Source organism: Streptomyces sp. NPDC002911 (genome assembly GCF_053591835.1).
Genome location: NZ_JBSFUO010000005.1, coordinates 147,844 through 163,208 on the forward strand (window position 1 = coordinate 147,844; position 15,365 = coordinate 163,208).

At 71.8% G+C, this 15,365-nt stretch carries 15 protein-coding genes and 1 pseudogene; 6 read left to right on the top strand and 10 right to left on the bottom strand.

The features are described 5' to 3' along the window. Positions 1-36: 36 nt before the first annotated feature. Both ACWD04_RS10590 and ACWD04_RS10595 read left to right on the top strand, forming a co-directional pair. On the top strand, positions 37-813 hold the full coding sequence (locus ACWD04_RS10590; protein WP_451130233.1) for an MBL fold metallo-hydrolase: 777 nt from the start codon (positions 37-39) through the stop codon (positions 811-813). After that, a complete protein-coding gene (locus tag ACWD04_RS10595; RefSeq protein ID WP_451130234.1) occupies positions 810-1,427 on the top strand; it encodes a DedA family protein in 618 nt (205 codons plus the stop codon). Before ACWD04_RS10590 ends, ACWD04_RS10595 begins: the two co-directional genes overlap by 4 nt. Positions 1,428-1,459: 32 nt before the next feature. Here ACWD04_RS10595 and ACWD04_RS10600 read toward each other — a convergent pair whose 3' ends face one another. The 4 genes from ACWD04_RS10600 to ACWD04_RS10615 form a co-directional block, all read right to left on the bottom strand. Continuing rightward, positions 1,460-2,485 carry an MBL fold metallo-hydrolase gene (locus tag ACWD04_RS10600; protein ID WP_451130236.1) on the bottom strand — a complete coding sequence of 342 codons (1,026 nt, stop codon included), beginning with the start codon at positions 2,483-2,485 and terminating at the stop codon, positions 1,460-1,462. Between the two features lie 13 nt (positions 2,486-2,498). Beyond that, positions 2,499-3,737: an aminotransferase class I/II-fold pyridoxal phosphate-dependent enzyme gene (locus tag ACWD04_RS10605; RefSeq protein WP_451130238.1), complete on the bottom strand. Its 1,239-nt coding sequence runs from the start codon at positions 3,735-3,737 to the stop codon at positions 2,499-2,501. Positions 3,738-3,856: 119 nt separating this feature from the next. Beyond that, on the bottom strand, positions 3,857-4,705 hold the full coding sequence (locus ACWD04_RS10610) for an SMP-30/gluconolactonase/LRE family protein (RefSeq protein ID WP_451130240.1): 849 nt from the start codon (positions 4,703-4,705) through the stop codon (positions 3,857-3,859). Continuing rightward, a complete protein-coding gene (locus ACWD04_RS10615) occupies positions 4,702-5,475 on the bottom strand; it encodes an IclR family transcriptional regulator (protein ID WP_451130242.1) in 774 nt (257 codons plus the stop codon). Before ACWD04_RS10615 ends, ACWD04_RS10610 begins: the two co-directional genes overlap by 4 nt. 215 nt (positions 5,476-5,690) lie before the next feature. On the opposite strand from ACWD04_RS10615, the gene ACWD04_RS10620 reads away from it, so the two are divergent. From ACWD04_RS10620 to ACWD04_RS10630, 3 genes are all read left to right on the top strand, one after another. Beyond that, positions 5,691-7,184: a phosphatase PAP2 family protein gene (locus ACWD04_RS10620; protein WP_451130244.1), complete on the top strand. Its 1,494-nt coding sequence runs from the start codon at positions 5,691-5,693 to the stop codon at positions 7,182-7,184. A gap of 99 nt (positions 7,185-7,283) precedes the next feature. Then, positions 7,284-8,093, top strand: coding sequence for a methyltransferase domain-containing protein (locus ACWD04_RS10625; protein ID WP_451130246.1), 810 nt, complete (start codon positions 7,284-7,286; stop codon positions 8,091-8,093). A 59-nt stretch (positions 8,094-8,152) separates the two neighbouring features. After that, the gene (locus ACWD04_RS10630) at positions 8,153-8,506 is read left to right on the top strand and encodes a VOC family protein (protein WP_451130248.1); all 354 of its coding nucleotides are present in this window, start codon (positions 8,153-8,155) and stop codon (positions 8,504-8,506) included. Here the strand turns inward: ACWD04_RS10630 and ACWD04_RS10635 are convergent. The 3 genes and pseudogenes from ACWD04_RS10635 to ACWD04_RS10645 form a co-directional block, all read right to left on the bottom strand. Continuing rightward, positions 8,507-8,886, bottom strand: a pseudogene (locus ACWD04_RS10635) (arginase family protein); the annotation flags it as partial. Between the two features lie 35 nt (positions 8,887-8,921). After that, positions 8,922-9,962, bottom strand: a complete 1,041-nt coding sequence (locus tag ACWD04_RS10640; protein WP_451130250.1) for an NAD-dependent epimerase/dehydratase family protein — start codon at positions 9,960-9,962, stop codon at positions 8,922-8,924. A gap of 34 nt (positions 9,963-9,996) precedes the next feature. After that, positions 9,997-11,181 carry a zinc-dependent alcohol dehydrogenase gene (locus tag ACWD04_RS10645; RefSeq protein WP_451130252.1) on the bottom strand — a complete coding sequence of 395 codons (1,185 nt, stop codon included), beginning with the start codon at positions 11,179-11,181 and terminating at the stop codon, positions 9,997-9,999. A 294-nt stretch (positions 11,182-11,475) separates the two neighbouring features. Here ACWD04_RS10645 and ACWD04_RS10650 point away from each other — a divergent pair, with 294 nt between their 5' ends. Beyond that, entirely contained in the window at positions 11,476-11,919 is a 444-nt protein-coding gene (locus ACWD04_RS10650; RefSeq protein WP_451130254.1) for an SRPBCC family protein, read from the top strand. 30 nt (positions 11,920-11,949) lie between these two features. Here the strand turns inward: ACWD04_RS10650 and ACWD04_RS10655 are convergent, their stop codons facing one another. From ACWD04_RS10655 to ACWD04_RS10665, 3 genes are all read right to left on the bottom strand, one after another. After that, positions 11,950-13,050, bottom strand: coding sequence for a glutamate--cysteine ligase 2 (locus ACWD04_RS10655; protein WP_451130256.1), 1,101 nt, complete (start codon positions 13,048-13,050; stop codon positions 11,950-11,952). Between the two features lie 152 nt (positions 13,051-13,202). Continuing rightward, positions 13,203-13,436 carry a DUF1049 domain-containing protein gene (locus tag ACWD04_RS10660; RefSeq protein WP_451130258.1) on the bottom strand — a complete coding sequence of 78 codons (234 nt, stop codon included), beginning with the start codon at positions 13,434-13,436 and terminating at the stop codon, positions 13,203-13,205. 114 nt (positions 13,437-13,550) lie between these two features. After that, positions 13,551-15,326, bottom strand: coding sequence for a CocE/NonD family hydrolase (locus ACWD04_RS10665; protein WP_451130260.1), 1,776 nt, complete (start codon positions 15,324-15,326; stop codon positions 13,551-13,553). Between the last annotated feature and the right edge of the window lie 39 nt (positions 15,327-15,365).

The window sequence follows — 15,365 nt, forward strand, 5'->3', positions numbered from 1 at the left end:
TAGGGGAATGACGGACGCGGGCGAGGAGGCGGGGCGGTGGAGGTCACCTGGTGGGGTCATGCCACCTGCACGATCGAGGACACCGGGGTCCGGGTGCTGACCGACCCGCTGTTCGCGCGTCGCTTCGCGCATCTGCGCCGCCGCCGGGGTGACGTCCCGCCGCCGGAGGCCGCGATCGCCGACGCGGTTCTGATCTCCCACCTGCACTCCGACCATCTGCATCTGCCCTCCCTGGCCCGTCTCGCCCCCGGCAGCCTGCTGATCGTGCCCCGGGGCGCCGTCCGGGCGGTCCCCGGCCTCCGTCTGCTGCGCCGGACACGGGGGCTGCGGATCTCCGAGGTCGCCCAGGGGGACGTGGTGCGGGTCGGCGAAGTCCTGGTCCGCGCGGTTCCGGCCCTGCACGACGGACGCCGGCTGCCGGTCGGCCCGCACCGGGCGCCCGCTCTCGGGTACGTCGTCGAGGGCGAGGTCCGCACCTACTTCGCCGGGGACACCGGGCTGTTCGACGACATGGCCGACGCGGTGGGTCCGGTGGATGTGGCGCTGCTTCCGGTCGGCGGCTGGGGGCCCAATCTGGGCCACCACCATCTGGACGCGGCCCGCGCCGCGCAGGTGCTGACCATGCTCGAGCCGCAGTCCGCGGTGCCGGTGCACTACGGCACGTACTGGCCGATCGGGATGGACCGGATCCGGCCGCACGAGTTTCATGCGCCGGGGGACGAATTTGCACGGCATGCGGCGCTGGTGGCGCCCGGGGTGGCGGTGCACCGTCTGGGGCACGGCGAGCATGTGAGGCCGGAGGCCCGTAGATGATCGAAGTCCTGCGGCAGCTGCAGACCGAGGCGACGCAGCAGGCCGTCGGCTACCCGTCGTTGTTCCTGCTCGTGGCGCTGGGGTCGCTGGTGCCGGTGGTACCAACGGGGGTACTGGTGAGTTCGGCGGCCGTGGTGGCGTTCCACCAGACGTCACCGTTCGCCCTGCTCGTGGTGTTCGCCGTGGCCTCCAGCGCGGCGTTCCTCGGGGACATATGCCTGTACTGGCTGGGCAAGCGCGGGGTCCGGTCCAAGAACGGCTCGAAGTGGCTGGAGGCGATCACCGGCCGGGCCGCACCGGAGCGGCTCGCGCAGGCGCAGCGGAAGCTGGACGAGCAGAGCGGCACGGTGCTGGTGCTGTCGCGGCTGATACCGGCCGGGCGGATACCCGTGATGCTGGCCTGTCTGCTCGGCCGAATGCCGCTGCGGCAGTTCGCGCGGGGCGATGTGCCCGCCTGCCTGGCCTGGGCGGCGACGTATCAGCTGATCGGGCTTCTGGGCGGTTCGCTGTTCGCCGAACCGTGGGAGGGCGTGCTCGCGGCGGTCACGCTGACGCTGCTGATCAGCGGGGCCCCGGCCCTCTGGCGGCGGCTGCGGGCCCGCGTGGCCGACTGAGGGGACGCGGTCGCACGACGGCCGGATTCCGGTCAGGCTTCCAGGACGCGTGAGCCGCCGACCGGCAGGTCCCAGAGGTCGGCGCGCGGGTATCCGGCCTGCTGCCAGGCGGCGCGGAGCCGGGTCAGCGGTTCGAGCACCGGTTCGGCGGAGAGCAGGAACGTCGCCCAGTGCATCGGGGCCATCGCGCGCGCCCCGAGGTCCTCGTACGCCTGGACGGCCTCTTCGGGGTCGGTGTGCACGTCCGAGAGCCACCAGCGCGGTTCGTACGCCCCGATCGGCAGCATGGCCAGGTCCAGTCCGGGGTAGCGGCGGCCGATCTCCTTGAACCAGTGGCCGTACCCGGTGTCTCCCGCGAAGTAGAGCTTCCGTCCTGCCGCGTCGCCGAGCACCCAGCCGCCCCACAGGGACCGGCACGTGTCCAGGAGGGTGCGCTTGGACCAGTGGTGGGAGGGCACGAAGTCGAACCGGACACCGCCCAGTTCCACCGATTCCCACCAGTCGAGCTCGGTGACGCAGGTGAAGCGGCGGCGACGGCACCAGCGGCCGAGACCGGCGGGTACGAGGAGCGGGGTCTCCCTCGGCAGCCTGCGGAGGGTCGGGGCGTCGAGGTGGTCGTAGTGGTTGTGGCTGATCAGGACCGCGTCGACGGCCGGCAGTTCCTCCCAGCGGACGCCGACCGGGGTGATCCTCGCCGGGGTGCCCAGGATGCGCCGCGACCAGACCGGGTCGGTGAGGACGGTGAGTCCGCCCACGCGGACGACCCAGCTGGCGTGTCCGGCCCAGGTGACCGCCGTGGTGTCCGTGTCCGTGACGGGCAGCGGCTGGGGCGCGTACGGCAGCCGGTGAATACCACGGAGTCCCTCCGCGTTGGGCCGCATGGCGCGCTCCCTGGCCAGGCGCGTCATGCCCCTGACACCCGGGAGCGGTGCGGTGAGCCGGTCGGCGAAGCTGCGGGGCCAGGTCCGGCGCTCACCGAGGCGGCGCGGAGCGGCGACGGGACGGCCTGTGGGCGCCCGGCCGGCTCCGGCGAACGGACGCTCGGTCTGTTCCGTCATCGAGAGGCTCCTGTCATCGGAGTTCATCGAGGGCTGCTGCGAAAATGCTCAGTGCTCGGGCGACATGGGGCAATTGCAAGGGCTCCACCGCAGTGAGGGACTCCATCTGCTGTTCCGGGGTCGAGCCGAGCAGGGGGCCGGTGCTCAGTCGCACCCGCAGCGCTCCCAGTTCGTCCCCGAACCGGTGCCCGCCGGGAGCGGGTGCGCCGAGACGCTGCGTCAGGTAGTCCTCCAGCTCCATGGAGTCCGTGACGCCCCGGGCGGCCAGCCGGGGGCGCAGCGGGCCGAGATCGGCGTAGAGGTGACGGCCGGCCTGCGGCGGCCTTGCCAGGGCACCGACGGTGAGCACCGCGCGGTGTGCGGCGGAGGCGACGTGGGCCTGGAGGTGTGCCGCCTGTCGGATCCTCACCCTGACGGCCTCGGGTTCACCCAGCGCGTGGGCGGCGGCCCTGGCGACCGGCTCCGCGACGAGGGCGCCGAGCGCGGTGAGGATGTCGAGGACCCGGGCGCGGCGCGCGGCGGCGCGTGCGGTGGCAGGGAAGCGTGCCACGGCGACCGGCCAGGCGGACGGAGTGAGGGATCCTGCCAGGTCGGACAGGACGGTGACGTCGTCGGGGCACATCTCGGCGGGACTGAGCAGGACGGTGTCGTGGGGCCGGTGCAGGGTGTCGCGCCAGGTCTCGTCGCTGACGATGTGCAGCCCTTCGGAGACCGCGGCCTCGCACGCCTCGCGGACCAGTTCCGGCGGGGCGAGGGTCGCGGTCGGGTCATCGACCACGGAGATCAGGAGCAGCCGGGGCCTGCCGCCCTCGGCGCGCACCCTGCGTACGGTCTCCAGCAGGGCGTACGGGTCGGGAACGCCGCCGCACTCGGCAGGGGTCGGCACGTGGTAGGCGGGCCGGCCCAGCAGCCGCGCCTGCGGCATCCAGGTGGCCGGGCAGGGCCGGGGCATGAGCACGTCGCCGCCGTAGGCGGCGATCAAGGAGAGCAGGAGCGGCTGAGCGCCCGGAGCCGCCACGATGCCCTCCGGTCCGCCGTGCAGGCTCCGCCGGTCCCAGTAGGCAGAGGCCGCCTCCCGCAGGATCGTCCCGCCTCCCGGCGGCTCGGGACGGGTCCTCGCGGCCGACGCGGCCAGCACGCCGGCGAGCTCGGGCAGCACGGGGAGACCGGGGTCGGGGGCGGGCGGCCCGTACCGGACCGGGCCGTGGTCCTCCGCGAGGGGGCGGGGCGGCTTCCGCTCGCTCGAGTGCATCCCGGGGCCTCCCTCCGCCTGCGTCGCCCTCAGGGCCCTTTATACGGAGGTTTCCCGGGGTCCGCCCCCGCACCGGCCGAGGAAGGCGGCGGCAACGCGTACTCCGGCCCTCCGCCCGCTCATCCGGCGAACGGGGTCCCCGGCAGCCCCTGCCCCACGTCCGGCAGCACGAGCAGGGAGCCCGACAGCGGGTGAGGTGCCTCCAGGCCTGTCCGGGCGGTGGACACGTACAGGTCACGGAGGCCGGGCCCGCCGAACGCGCACGCCGTGGGCCGCCGGACCGGCAGCTCCACAATCCGGTCCAGCCGGCCGTCGGGGGTGTAGCGGTGGAGCGCCGCGCCGTCCCAGAGGGCGGTCCACACGCAGCCCTCGGCGTCCACCGTCAGGCCGTCGGGCCAGCCGGAACCCTGCTCCAGCGTGGCGAAGGGACGTCGGTTCAGGACGCGCTCCCCTTCCACGTCGAAGACGTCGATGCGCCGTGTGGGGGTGTCGGTGTAGTACATGAGCCGGCCGTCCGGGCTCCATCCGGTGCCGTTGCTGACCGTGACCGTGTCCAGGACGCGGCTCACCGTGCCGTCCGGGGCGATCCGGGAGAGGGAGCCGCCCGCCTCCGCCTCGTCGTAGCGCATGGTGCCCGCCCAGAGCGCGCCGTCCGGTGCCACGGCCGCGTCGTTGCCCCGCCGCCCGGGGACGGGCTCGCGGACCAGCCACGAGAAGGCGCCTTCTGCGTCGTACAGTCCGGTGCCGTCCCGCAGGACGACCACGAGGCCGCCGCCCGCACGCGGCTTCGCGGCCCCGACGTGCTGACCGGTCGCCATGACCGTACGACGTCCGGTCGACGGGTCGTAGGTGTGGACCCGGGCCGAGAGGATGTCGACCCAGACCAGCCGCCCGGTGGCCGCGTCCCAGGTGGGACCTTCGCCCAGCTCGGCCCGCTCCCGCACGGCCACCTCGAGGGACGGCCTCATATCTGGCCCCTGTGGTGTCCGAGCCGGCCGGACAGCGCGTCGGCGCCGCCCGCCGCGAGCTGCGCGAGTTCCGCCTCGCGCTCCTCGCTCCAGCGGATCATCGGCACGGAGATGGACAGCGCGGCGACGACTCGTCCGGACCGGTCCCGGACGGGCGCGGCCACACAGCTCACGTCCGGGTTCGACTCCCGGTGCTCCACCGCTATGCCCCGCTTGCGCACGTCGGCGAGCGCGGCCCGCAGCTCCACGGCGTCGGTGAGGCTGTTGTCGGTCATGGCGATGAGCTCGCGCCCGTCGAGGCGGGCGTCCAGCTCCGCCTCCGGGAGCGCGGCGAGCAGCAGCTTGCCGACGGAGGTGCAGTGGGCGGGCAGTTTGCGGCCCGCGGCGGAGACCATGCGGACGGCGTGCGTGGAATCCACCTTGGCGATGTAGATGACCTCGGTGCCCTCCAGGATCGCCACGTGGACGGTCTCGCCGCAGGTCTCGGCGACCTCACGGGCCACCTGCTGCCCCTCGGCCGCGAGGTCGAGCTGCTCGGCGTAACGGCTGCCGAGCTGGTACGTGCGCACGCCCAGCCGGTAGCGGCCCGGCTGCCCCGGGACCGTGACCAGGTAGGAACGTGCGGCGAGCGTGGTGAGCAGTTCGTGGACGGTGGTCCGCGGCAGTTGGAGCTTGCGGGTGACCTCGGGGGCGGAAAGGGTTCCCTCGCCCTGGAGGAAGAGCTCGAGAACATCCAGCGCCCTGGTCACCGCGGGGACGAGTCGTCCCATGATCGCCCGCCAATCTCGTTCGACACTCCGGTCAATGACCGGAATCACGAACGCAGGCTAATGGCAGGGAACTTGTCCGGGCAACGCCCGCGGCGCGACGGAGCGGGCGGGACGGGGGCAATTCACCGCATTCCATCCGATTCGATCGGGAGTCGGCGGAGTGTGCTCCGCGCGCCTCCTGGTTCACCGCCCGGTCGCAGGGTATTCGCTGTCCCATGTCGACGAGCAGCCTTCCCTCTTCCGGCCGCTGGCGGGCCTGGCTCCACCAGCGCGATCTCGCCGCGTTCCGGCGCGTGGCCGAGAGACACTGGCCCGGCGCCGAGCCCGTCCTGCCACGGCTCAGCCGCAGCGCCAACCACGGCCTGCTGTGGTTCGGGGCCGCAGCGGGCATGGCGGCGCTGGGCTCCAGCGCGCGGTCCCGCAGGGCGGCGCTGCGCGGGGTCGCCTCACTGGCCGTCGCCTCGGCCGCCATCAACACCGTGGGCAAGGGAGCGGTACGCAGAGAGCGCCCCCTGGTGGACCTGGTTCCGGTCATGAGGCAGCTGAAGCGGCAGCCGTTCACCACGTCCTTCCCTTCCGGGCACGCGGCGTCGGCGGCGGCCTTCGCGACGGGCGTCGCCCTGGAGTCCAAGGGCTGGGGCGCGGTCGTCGCCCCGGTGGCGGTGGCCGTTGCCGCCTCCCGCGTCTACACCGGGGTCCACTATCCGAGCGATGTACTGGCCGGCGCGGCGCTCGGCATAGGGGCCGCGTTCGCACTGCGAGGTGTCGTACCGACCCGTGGACAGCTCCCGGCACCGGGGCGGCCGCCGGCCGAGGCCCCCGCACTGCCCGCCGGTCAGGATCTGGTGGTGGTCGTCAACCGGGAGTCCGGTTCCGCGACCGCCGCGGCGACCGTGATCCGTGACGCGCTGCCGCTCGCGGAGACGGTGGAGTGCGCGCCCGCCGATCTGCCGGGGTGCCTGGAGAAGGCGGCCCGGCAGGGCAAGGCCCTGGGTGTCTGCGGGGGCGACGGGACGGTCAACATGGCGGCGGCCGTGGCCGCGACCCACAGCATGCCGCTCGCCGTGTTCCCCGGCGGGACCCTCAATCACTTCGCCTACGACCTCGGCATCGAGACCGTGCACGACACGGTGACGGCACTCGCCTCGGGCGACGCGGTCCGGGTCGACATGGGCCGCTTCCGGCCGGGACCTCAGGGACCGGGCGGGGCGCACGGCTACTTCCTCAACGCCTTCAGTCTGGGCGTGTATCCGGAGCTCGTGCGGACCCGGGAGCACTGGGCGCCCAGGATCGGCGGCTGGCCCGCAGGAGTGCTCGCGGCCTTCGAGGCGCTGCGCGGCTCACGCCCGCTGACCGCCGAACTGCAGGGCAGGCGGCGGCCGTTGTGGCTGCTCTTCGTGGGCAACGGGCTGTTCCAGCGGGTGGGGCCCGCGCCGGGCCGCCGTCACAACCTGGCGGACGGCCTGCTGGACGTACGCGTGGTGCACGGTGGCCGCACTCCCGGCCTCCGGCTGCTCGCCGCAGCGGTCGCCGGACCGCTGTCCCGGTCGCCCGTCCATGCGGCTGTACGGCGCCGCAAGGTGCGGCTCGCCGGGCTCACGCCGGGAACTCCGTACGCCTATGACGGCGAAGTGGCGCACTCCGGAACGGAGTTGCTGATCGACAAACTGCCCGAAGCCCTGACGGTGTACTGCCCGATGCCGGTGTAGCACAGGTCGCATGATGAGACGTCTATCTCAGAATCCGATATCGAGGCGTACCGTCGGCTCCATCGCCTGCGACTGAGGTCCGAGAGAGGACGTACGGCCATGCCGAAGGAAACAGCCGTCTACACACACGGCCACCACGAGTCGGTACTGCGCTCGCACCGATGGCGGACCGCCGCCAATTCGGCGGCCTATCTGATCGGCGAACTCCGCCCGGGGCAGGCGGTTCTCGACGTCGGCTGCGGACCGGGCACCATCACGGCGGACATCGCCGCGCTGGTGGCGCCCGGCCGGGTGACCGCGGTCGACACGAGCCGCGACATCCTTGACCGTGCGGCGGCGGCTGCCACCGAACGCGGCCTGGACAATGTGGAGTTCACCACCGCGGACGTCCACTGCCTGAACTTCCCCGACGACTCCTTCGACGTGGTCCACGCCCATCAGGTGCTCCAGCATGTCGGTGATCCGGTGCAGGCGCTCCGCGAGATGCGGCGCGTCTGCCGCCCCGGCGGCGTCGTCGCCGCACGCGACAGCGACTACGCGGCCATGACCTGGTATCCGGAGGTGCCCGGAATGCGGGAGTGGCAGGAGCTGTACGGCCGGGTGGCCCGCGCCAACGGCGGCGAGCCCGACGCCGGACGCCGGCTGCTGTCCTGGGCACAGCAGGCCGGCTTCACCGACATCACCCCGACGGCGGCGGCCTGGTGCTTCGCCACCCCGGAGAACCGCGCCTGGTGGAGCGGGCTGTGGGCGGACCGCACGACCGCGTCGGTGTACGCGGAGCAGGCGGTGGACGGCGCACATGCGAGCACCGGACAGCTGACGGCGATCGCGGACGCCTGGCGCGCGTGGGGCGAAGAACCCGACGCATGGTTCATGGTGCCTCACGGTGAGGTGCTCTGCCGGATGTGATGCGGTGACGGCCACGGAATCGATCACATGCGGCCGGGTCGGCAACTACCCTCGTGGGCATGGAGATCCTGGGAACCACGCTGCGTATCTGCGTCGACGACCTGGAGGCCTCGGTGGCCTTCTACGAGGGCCTGACCAGCACTCCGGCACTGCGCCTCGAGCGCGGCGGGGTCTCGGTGGCCGCGATCGGCTGCTTTCTGCTGATGAGCGGCCCGGAGTCACAACTGGAGGTGCTGCGCAAGGTGTCGGCGACCATCGCGGTCAAGGACGTCGACGAGGCACACGCGGCGCTGACACGGGCGGGCGCGAAGGTCGTCGCGGGCCCGGTGCCCACCCCGGCAGGCCGCAATCTGATCGCGCTGCACCCGGACGGCTCGGTCTTCGAGTACGTCGACCGGAACGTGCCGGCCTGATCAGTGCTCCGCGTCGTCCGGTCCCGACTCGACGAAGGCGTCGACGATCAGGTCCGTGAGCTGCCCCCGGCCGTGCCGTCCGGGTCCAGGCCGGGGTCGTAGCTCGTCACGTTCAGCCCCACGCAGCGGGGTGCACGGACGAGAGGACGCAGCAGCCCGGTGAGTTCGACCGGGAACAGTCCGCCGTCGTCCGGGCTGTCGACGGCGGGCATCACACTCGGATCGAGGACGTCCGCGTCGAGATGCACCCAGGAGCCTTCGAGCACGGGAACATCCAGGCTCTGCACCACGGCGCCGGCGATCTCGGCCGGGCCCCGTTCCCGGATCTCGCCGACCGTCGCGTCGGTGATCGTCAACGTGGTCATCTCGGCGCGGTCCTCGCCTCCGACCCCGTTCCGGTCCACCGCGGCCGAACTCATCCCCACCGCCTGCCGGCCAGCGGGGCGGTGTCCTCCCCCTCTCCGTGGGAGACGCCGTGCAGGAAGGCGCGTAGCGCCTCCACAGCCGAGTACGAGGGCCGCCAGCCCAGTTCTTCGCGTGCCCGCTCGCTGTTCATCACCGGGAGCCGCAGCACGGCGTCGAACAGGTGCGGGGACGCGGGCACCGCATGCGTCCGCCAGGCGGCGGCCAGCGCACCCCGCACCAGCGTCGTCGGAGCGCGTACGACACGGGCGTCGAGCAGTTCGCCGAGCTGCCGGGCGTCGGTCACGGAGTCCGCGGCCAGGTTGAAGGCGCCCCGGACATCCCTGGCGACGGCGAGCCGGTACGCCTCGGCCGCGTCGTCCGTGTGCAGCACCTGGAAACGCAGCCCTTCGAGGTCGGGGACGAACGGCAGCAGGCCGGGGCGGAGCAGAACGCCGGGCAGGTAGCGGCCGCCGAAGATCCGGCGCTGTTCACTCGCCGCCGTCCTCTTGAACAGGAATCCGGGGCGCATGCGGACCACCCTGATCTGCGGATTCCGCAGTTCGAAGGTGTCGAGAACACGTTCCAGATAGGCCTTCTCCCGGCAGTACGCCGCGTCCGGCCACCCATGGGTGGGCCATTGCTCGTCCACCCCCGGCTCCTGCTTCGGCCCCGGCGAGTAGGCCCCCACCGACGAGGCGTGGACCAGCACCGGTACGCCCGCGTCACGAACGGCGTCGAAGACGCGCATCGAGCCCTGGACGTTGCTCCGCCAGGTGACGACGGGGTCGTGCGTGGGCTGAAAACGCCAGGCCAGGTGGATGACGGCGTCGGCGCCGGACAGATGCTCCCCGAGCCGCCGTCGGCTGTCCCTGTGCTCGAGATCCACCGTGCCCCACGCCACGCCCGGCAGGGTGAGTCCTGGGCGCCGTCGCGCCAGACCGAGGACCGAGTCCACCGAGGGGTCCGCCGCCAGTGCCCGGACGACACCGGTACCGACATTTCCGGTGGCGCCGGTGACCACGACGCGTCGGCCCGCGGATGCGTTCGTCATCGTTCCTCCTGCTCCCTACGGGGTACGGAGGCGGTCATGGCGTGAGCAGCGTCTTCACCATGCCGTCCGCCTTCTCCTGGAAGGTCTTGTACGCCTTCGGCCCGTCGGCCAGCGGCAGACGGTGGGTGGCGAAGTCGTCCACACCGAGCGGATCCTCGTCGACGAGCAGCGGCAGGATGGACGGCACCCAGTTCCTGACGTTGGCCTGACCCATCCGGACCTGCAGCTGCTTGTCGAACATCTTGAGCAGGGGCAGTGGGTTCACGGCACCTCCGTAGACGCCGGAGATCGACACGGTGCCGCCCCTGCGCACCGCGTCGATGGCGGTGAGCAGAGCACTGAGACGGTCGATGCCCGCCCGCTCCATGAGGACGCGCGCCGCGGGATCCGGCAGCATGCCCACCGCCCATTGCCCTGCCTTGGCCACGGGTGCGCCGTGCGCCTCCATGCCGACCGCGTCGATGACCGCGTCGGTGCCACGGCCGCCGGTGAGCTCACGCACGGCGTCTCCGAGGTTCTTGCCGTACTCCCTCAGGTCCAGGGTCCGGACACCGCGCGCGGCGGACCGTTGCAGGCGGTCGGACACCAGGTCCACACCGATGACCAGACCCGCACCGCGATGCAGGGCGATCCGTGCCGCCATGTCCCCGATCGGCCCGAGTCCCAGGACCGTCAGGCTGCCGCCGGGCGGCACAGCCGCGTACTCCACGGCCTGCCAGGCGGTCGGCAGGACGTCCGACAGGTAGACGAACCGGTCGTCGGGCGGCCCTTCGGGGACCTTGACCGGCAGGGTGTTGCCGAAGGGGACGCGCAACAGCTCGGCCTGCCCGCCGGGCACCTGCCCGTAGAGCTTGGTGTAACCGAACAGCGCGGCGCCGCTCCCGTACTCCCGTACCTGAGTGGTCTCGCACTGCGACTGGAGTCCTTGATCGCACATGAAGCAGTCGCCGCACGAGACGTTGAACGGCACCACGACGCGGTCTCCGCGCTTGAGGGAGGTCACCTCTCGGCCGACCTCCTCCACGATGCCCATCGGCTCGTGGCCCAGGATGTCGCCCGGTGTGAGGTAGGGGCCGAGCACCTCGTACAGGTGCAGGTCAGATCCGCAGATACCGCTCGATGTGATCCGCACGATGATGTCCGTCGGGTCCTGGACGACCGGGTCGGGGACCGTCTCCACACGGACATCCCGCCGTCCATGCCAGGTCAGTGCACGCATGCGCCTTCTCCTCGCTCGTCCGAGTGGTCCACGCTTCGTCGCCCCGTCCTTCCGTTCTACCTCGCGGCCACGCGTGCGGTGAACAGGACCCGGAGCAGATCACCGACCACGGGGGCCCTCAGGGCGCCCAGGCCCGCCTACGGGACGAACTGGCCCCGCATTAGGCCGATCGAGTGACGCCCGGGCTGCGGCCCCAGGGCCTGGCGGCCGACATGTCGGCTGCGGGCAGGCCGCGTAGCATGGCTCGTGATCTCGCCGTTCCCACCCGTCCGATTTCCGTGTGTGGAGGCGCTCATGGCCATTCGCCATCAGTTGATCCATCATCCGCCTCCGGCCCTCTGGTCGGTACTGGAGCAACCGGACCAGTACGGGAAGTGGGTCGTGGGCACACATGAGTCCCACCTTCGACAAGGGCGATGGCCGGAGGTCGGCTCCTCCATCGAGTACACCGTGCGCCTCGGCCCGAAGGAGTTCCAGGGCCATACCACCGTGCGCCGCCTGGAACGGCCGGAAGTGCTCGAACTGGAGGCGTACAGCGGGCCGCTCGGCTCGGCGCGCATCGCGTTCGACATCCGCCCCTGGGGCGACAAGACGCTGGTGCTGCTCACCGAACACCCGCTGCAAGGACTCGGCGGAACCCTGCACAACGTCGCCCTGGACGCGGTCCTCCAGCTCAGGCACCGCGCGATGCTCGGGCGGCTGGCCAAGGTGGTCGACGCTCAGGAGGACGGCCGCTGACGTCTCGTCGGCCGACGACCGCAGGACGCGTCAGCCGCGTGTCCTGGCCACGCACTCCGTGACGACGGTCCGGAGGCTGTCCGAACCCTCGAGGAGTTCCCGCTGGACCCGGGCCCCGGTCCCCCGCGTCAGCACGGCCCGCAGTGCCTTGTCCGCCGATCCGAGGTCCCCGCTGTCCTCGAGCGCCTCACCCACATGGGTGAGGAGAGCCTGCGCGACGTCAGCGGCCGGCTCGGGACGCATGGTCAGCGGATGGAGCAGCTGACCTTCCGTACCCGAGCGGGCCGCCTGCCAGGCGGCCATGCGCAGCACGGTCACCGGGACCGGGTCCGGCGGGTCACCGGCCCGCCAGGCGCGTGCCGCAGTCTCGACCAGGCCGCGGACGAGCGTGGCGAGCAGCACGGTGTCCGCCGGGTCCAGACAGACGTCCGCCACCCTGATCTCCACCGTGGGATAGCGGTACGAGAGCCGTGCGTCGAAGTAGATCATTCCCTCGTCGCGCAGGACTCCCGTGTCGACCAGCGTCCGGACCTGCTCGTGGTAGCGGTCCGCGGAGCCGAACAGCTCCACCGGGCCCGCCGAGGGCCAGCGGCCCCACACCCTGCTCCGGTAGCTGTCGTACGAGGTGTCCCTCCCCTGCCAGAAGGGCGAGTTCGCGCTCAGCGCCAGCAGGACCGGAAGCCAGGGCCGCACCCGGTCCAGTACGGCGACACCCTCCTCGTCCGACTCCACCGATACGTGTACGTGGCAGCCGCAGGTCAGCTGCTCCTGTGCGGTCAGTCCGAACCGCTGCGCCAGCCACCGGTAGCGTTCGTCCTCTCCGATGGAGGGGCCGACCGGCATCGGGGACGTCGCCAGGGCCGCCACGGCGGCGCCGGCCTGAGCCGCGCTCTGTGCCGCCTCCGCCCGCCAGCGAAGGATCTCCTCCGCCAGGTCCTCCATCGCTCCGCGCGGCTCGGTGGCGAACTCGAGCTGCTGGTCGTGCAGTTCGGACTCGAAGACGGAATCACCCTCGGAACGGCGTTCGGAGCGGCGTTCCGCCAGGGCCAGCACCGCCGTCGACAGCGCCTGGGGGTCGCCGTTCTCCGCATCGACGAGCAGGAGCTCTTCCTCGACACCGACAGTCCGCACGTTCGTATCCTCTCTGCCGCCCGCCGCCGTCCGGTATGCCTGCAGCGGTCCTGACCCGCGCATACCCCAGGTGGCGCCTTTCAGCCCGCCGCGTCATGGTCCGGCTGGGCTGAAGTGGATGGCCACGGAAGTCGGCCACCGCGAGCGGTTCGCTACCGCGTGGCCCTCCTGCGGAACAGATAGGCCCCGCAGAGCGCACCCGCCACGAAGACCCCCAGCAGCGCGGCCCAGAGCGGCATCGTGACCTTGGGAATGATCACGCGGATGGTGACCTCGGCGGTGTTCACACAGATGAAGACGATCGTCAGCACCGCCAGCAGGATGACGGCGATCCGGGCGGGGCTGAACGCGTTCGTGCTTCCGCTGGATACGTTTTTGGGGCTCATGGGCGGCCCTTTCGCTGGGTCCTGGGGTCCGGGGCCGGGAAACGGCAGACCCCGGACCCCAGGATGCCTTCGTCCGGGGTCCGGGACCGGTGGGCAGCGCCGTACGGGTGACGGTCAGCCGACCACGGGGAGCTCCAGGACTCCGGTGTCCTGCGGAGCGCTGACCACGGTGACCGGCTTGATGCCCCGGTTCCCGAAGTACGCCGTGTCGCTCCCCGCGACCACGAACCGCAGCCGGTGCCCTGCCTCGTACCGGTGTACGACGCCGGGCAGCTCGACGGTGAAGGGGTGGGTGACGTCGGGGACGCGCACCGGGGCGACCAGGCGGTTCACCAGCTTCTGGGTCCCGTCGGGCGCCACGTCGTACACCTTCGCGAACAGGACCAGCTTGTCGGCGGCGTCCCCGCTCTTCTGGACCCTTTCCGTCTTCGGCGAGACGACCTTCAAGGTGGCCTTCGGAGCGCCGACGACATCCACCGGTGCGGTCAGCGGAGCGCTGGTCCAGCCGAGGTAGGTGCCTTTGGTGTCGTACGGCGCCGGGTCGGGCAACCCGGTCAGCCCGGCGAGGGAGCTTTCGGAGTGGCTGGTCGGCAGGAGCGAGTTGGTGTACTGGCGGCTGCCGCGGGTGACCTTCGAGCGGCTGTTCACCAGTGCGCCGTCGCCAGAGAGGTACATCGTGCGGGTCAGGCCGGGTACGCCGGCCGCGGTGCCGTAGCCGCTCGCCCAGTCGCGGTAGTAGGCGAACTCGGGGCCGGTGGCAGTGTTCTCGTCGTGGTGGAGGTAACGGTCGAACCAGGCGAGGATGCGCTGCCCGACGTAGCTGGTCTCCAGATTGCCCGTACGGAGGTCGAGTTCGCCGGGTACCGCGCCGCCGCTGTGGCCCCAGGCCTGCCAGATCATCTTCGTCGTGGTGCCCTGGGCCTCGAGCGCCCGATAGGTGGCGGTGGCCTCGTCGAGGTTGAACAGGCTGTCGGCCTGGCCCTGGACGAGCAGCGTGGGTGCGGTGACACCGGACAGGTAGGAGACCGGTGAGACGCTCCGCGCATATGTCAGCATCGCCTCGGTCGCGGCGGCAGGATAGCGGCCGGAGTTCAGGAGGCGGATGGTGTCGCAGGCCCGCGCGGCGAAGTGCAGGCAGCCGAGGCTGCCGATGCGCGACGGGTCGAGGCTCGGGACCAGCAGGGGCTGGCTTTCGCCCAGCAGGTAGAAGCCGTTGGTCCACTGCCACTTGAAGACGCCGGGCGTGTCGGAGGAAACGCCCCGGGCCGCTCCGGTGGCGTTGGGGGCGAGCGAGTAGGCCAGGTCGTTCCAGGTGATCAGCGGGACGAGCGCGTCGACGCGGTGGTCGGCGGAGGCGGTCGCCAGCTGGATGGCCCCGCCGTACGAGCCGCCGATCATGCCGACCACCGGGTCGCCCGGAGCGTCCGCGGTGACGTAGTCGGCCTCGGTGCCGTCGTCGGCGGCGCGTGTACCGGCGAGGAAGTCGACGAGCCCGGAGGCCGCTTCGCCGTCGATCGCGGGGTCGTCGAGCGTGATGAGGCAGCCGGACTTGCCGAAGCCCAGACCCGAGTAGACGAGGCCGACGTAACCGCGTTCGGCGAAGGTCTTGCCGAAGACGTCGGTGGTGCCGTCGGACTTGCTGCCGCCGAAGCCGTTGGTCGCGAGCACGGCCGGGGCCGGGTGCTGTGCGTCGACACCGGCGGGCTTGTAGAGGTCGGCGTCGACCGTGCAGGATCGGTCACCGGCCCGCACGGTGAACTCCAGGGCGGTGACGGTGTACTGCTCAGCCGCGGACGCCGGAGGGGCGCCGGTGAGAGCGAGCGGGGCGCAAAGCGCCGCCCCGGCAAGCAGGGTGAGTGGACGACGGAATCCGGGCACAGCACGCGACACTGGACCTCCACATCGAGGACACATTACTGACCGGTAAGT

What these genes read in the sequence shown, in the direction of transcription:
- ACWD04_RS10615 (WP_451130242.1), bottom strand. Translation starts at nt 5,475, where the DNA reads ATGGGACGACTCGTCCCCGCGGTGACCAGGGCGCTGGATGTTCTCGAG.
- ACWD04_RS10595 (WP_451130234.1), top strand. Translation starts at nt 810, where the DNA reads ATGATCGAAGTCCTGCGGCAGCTGCAGACCGAGGCGACGCAGCAGGCC.
- ACWD04_RS10660 (WP_451130258.1), bottom strand. Translation starts at nt 13,436, where the DNA reads ATGAGCCCCAAAAACGTATCCAGCGGAAGCACGAACGCGTTCAGCCCC.
- ACWD04_RS10600 (WP_451130236.1), bottom strand. Translation starts at nt 2,485, where the DNA reads ATGACGGAACAGACCGAGCGTCCGTTCGCCGGAGCCGGCCGGGCGCCC.
- ACWD04_RS10610 (WP_451130240.1), bottom strand. Translation starts at nt 4,705, where the DNA reads ATGAGGCCGTCCCTCGAGGTGGCCGTGCGGGAGCGGGCCGAGCTGGGC.
- ACWD04_RS10625 (WP_451130246.1), top strand. Translation starts at nt 7,284, where the DNA reads ATGCCGAAGGAAACAGCCGTCTACACACACGGCCACCACGAGTCGGTA.
- ACWD04_RS10605 (WP_451130238.1), bottom strand. Translation starts at nt 3,737, where the DNA reads ATGCACTCGAGCGAGCGGAAGCCGCCCCGCCCCCTCGCGGAGGACCAC.
- ACWD04_RS10640 (WP_451130250.1), bottom strand. Translation starts at nt 9,962, where the DNA reads ATGACGAACGCATCCGCGGGCCGACGCGTCGTGGTCACCGGCGCCACC.
- ACWD04_RS10645 (WP_451130252.1), bottom strand. Translation starts at nt 11,181, where the DNA reads ATGCGTGCACTGACCTGGCATGGACGGCGGGATGTCCGTGTGGAGACG.
- ACWD04_RS10620 (WP_451130244.1), top strand. Translation starts at nt 5,691, where the DNA reads ATGTCGACGAGCAGCCTTCCCTCTTCCGGCCGCTGGCGGGCCTGGCTC.
- ACWD04_RS10650 (WP_451130254.1), top strand. Translation starts at nt 11,476, where the DNA reads ATGGCCATTCGCCATCAGTTGATCCATCATCCGCCTCCGGCCCTCTGG.
- ACWD04_RS10630 (WP_451130248.1), top strand. Translation starts at nt 8,153, where the DNA reads ATGGAGATCCTGGGAACCACGCTGCGTATCTGCGTCGACGACCTGGAG.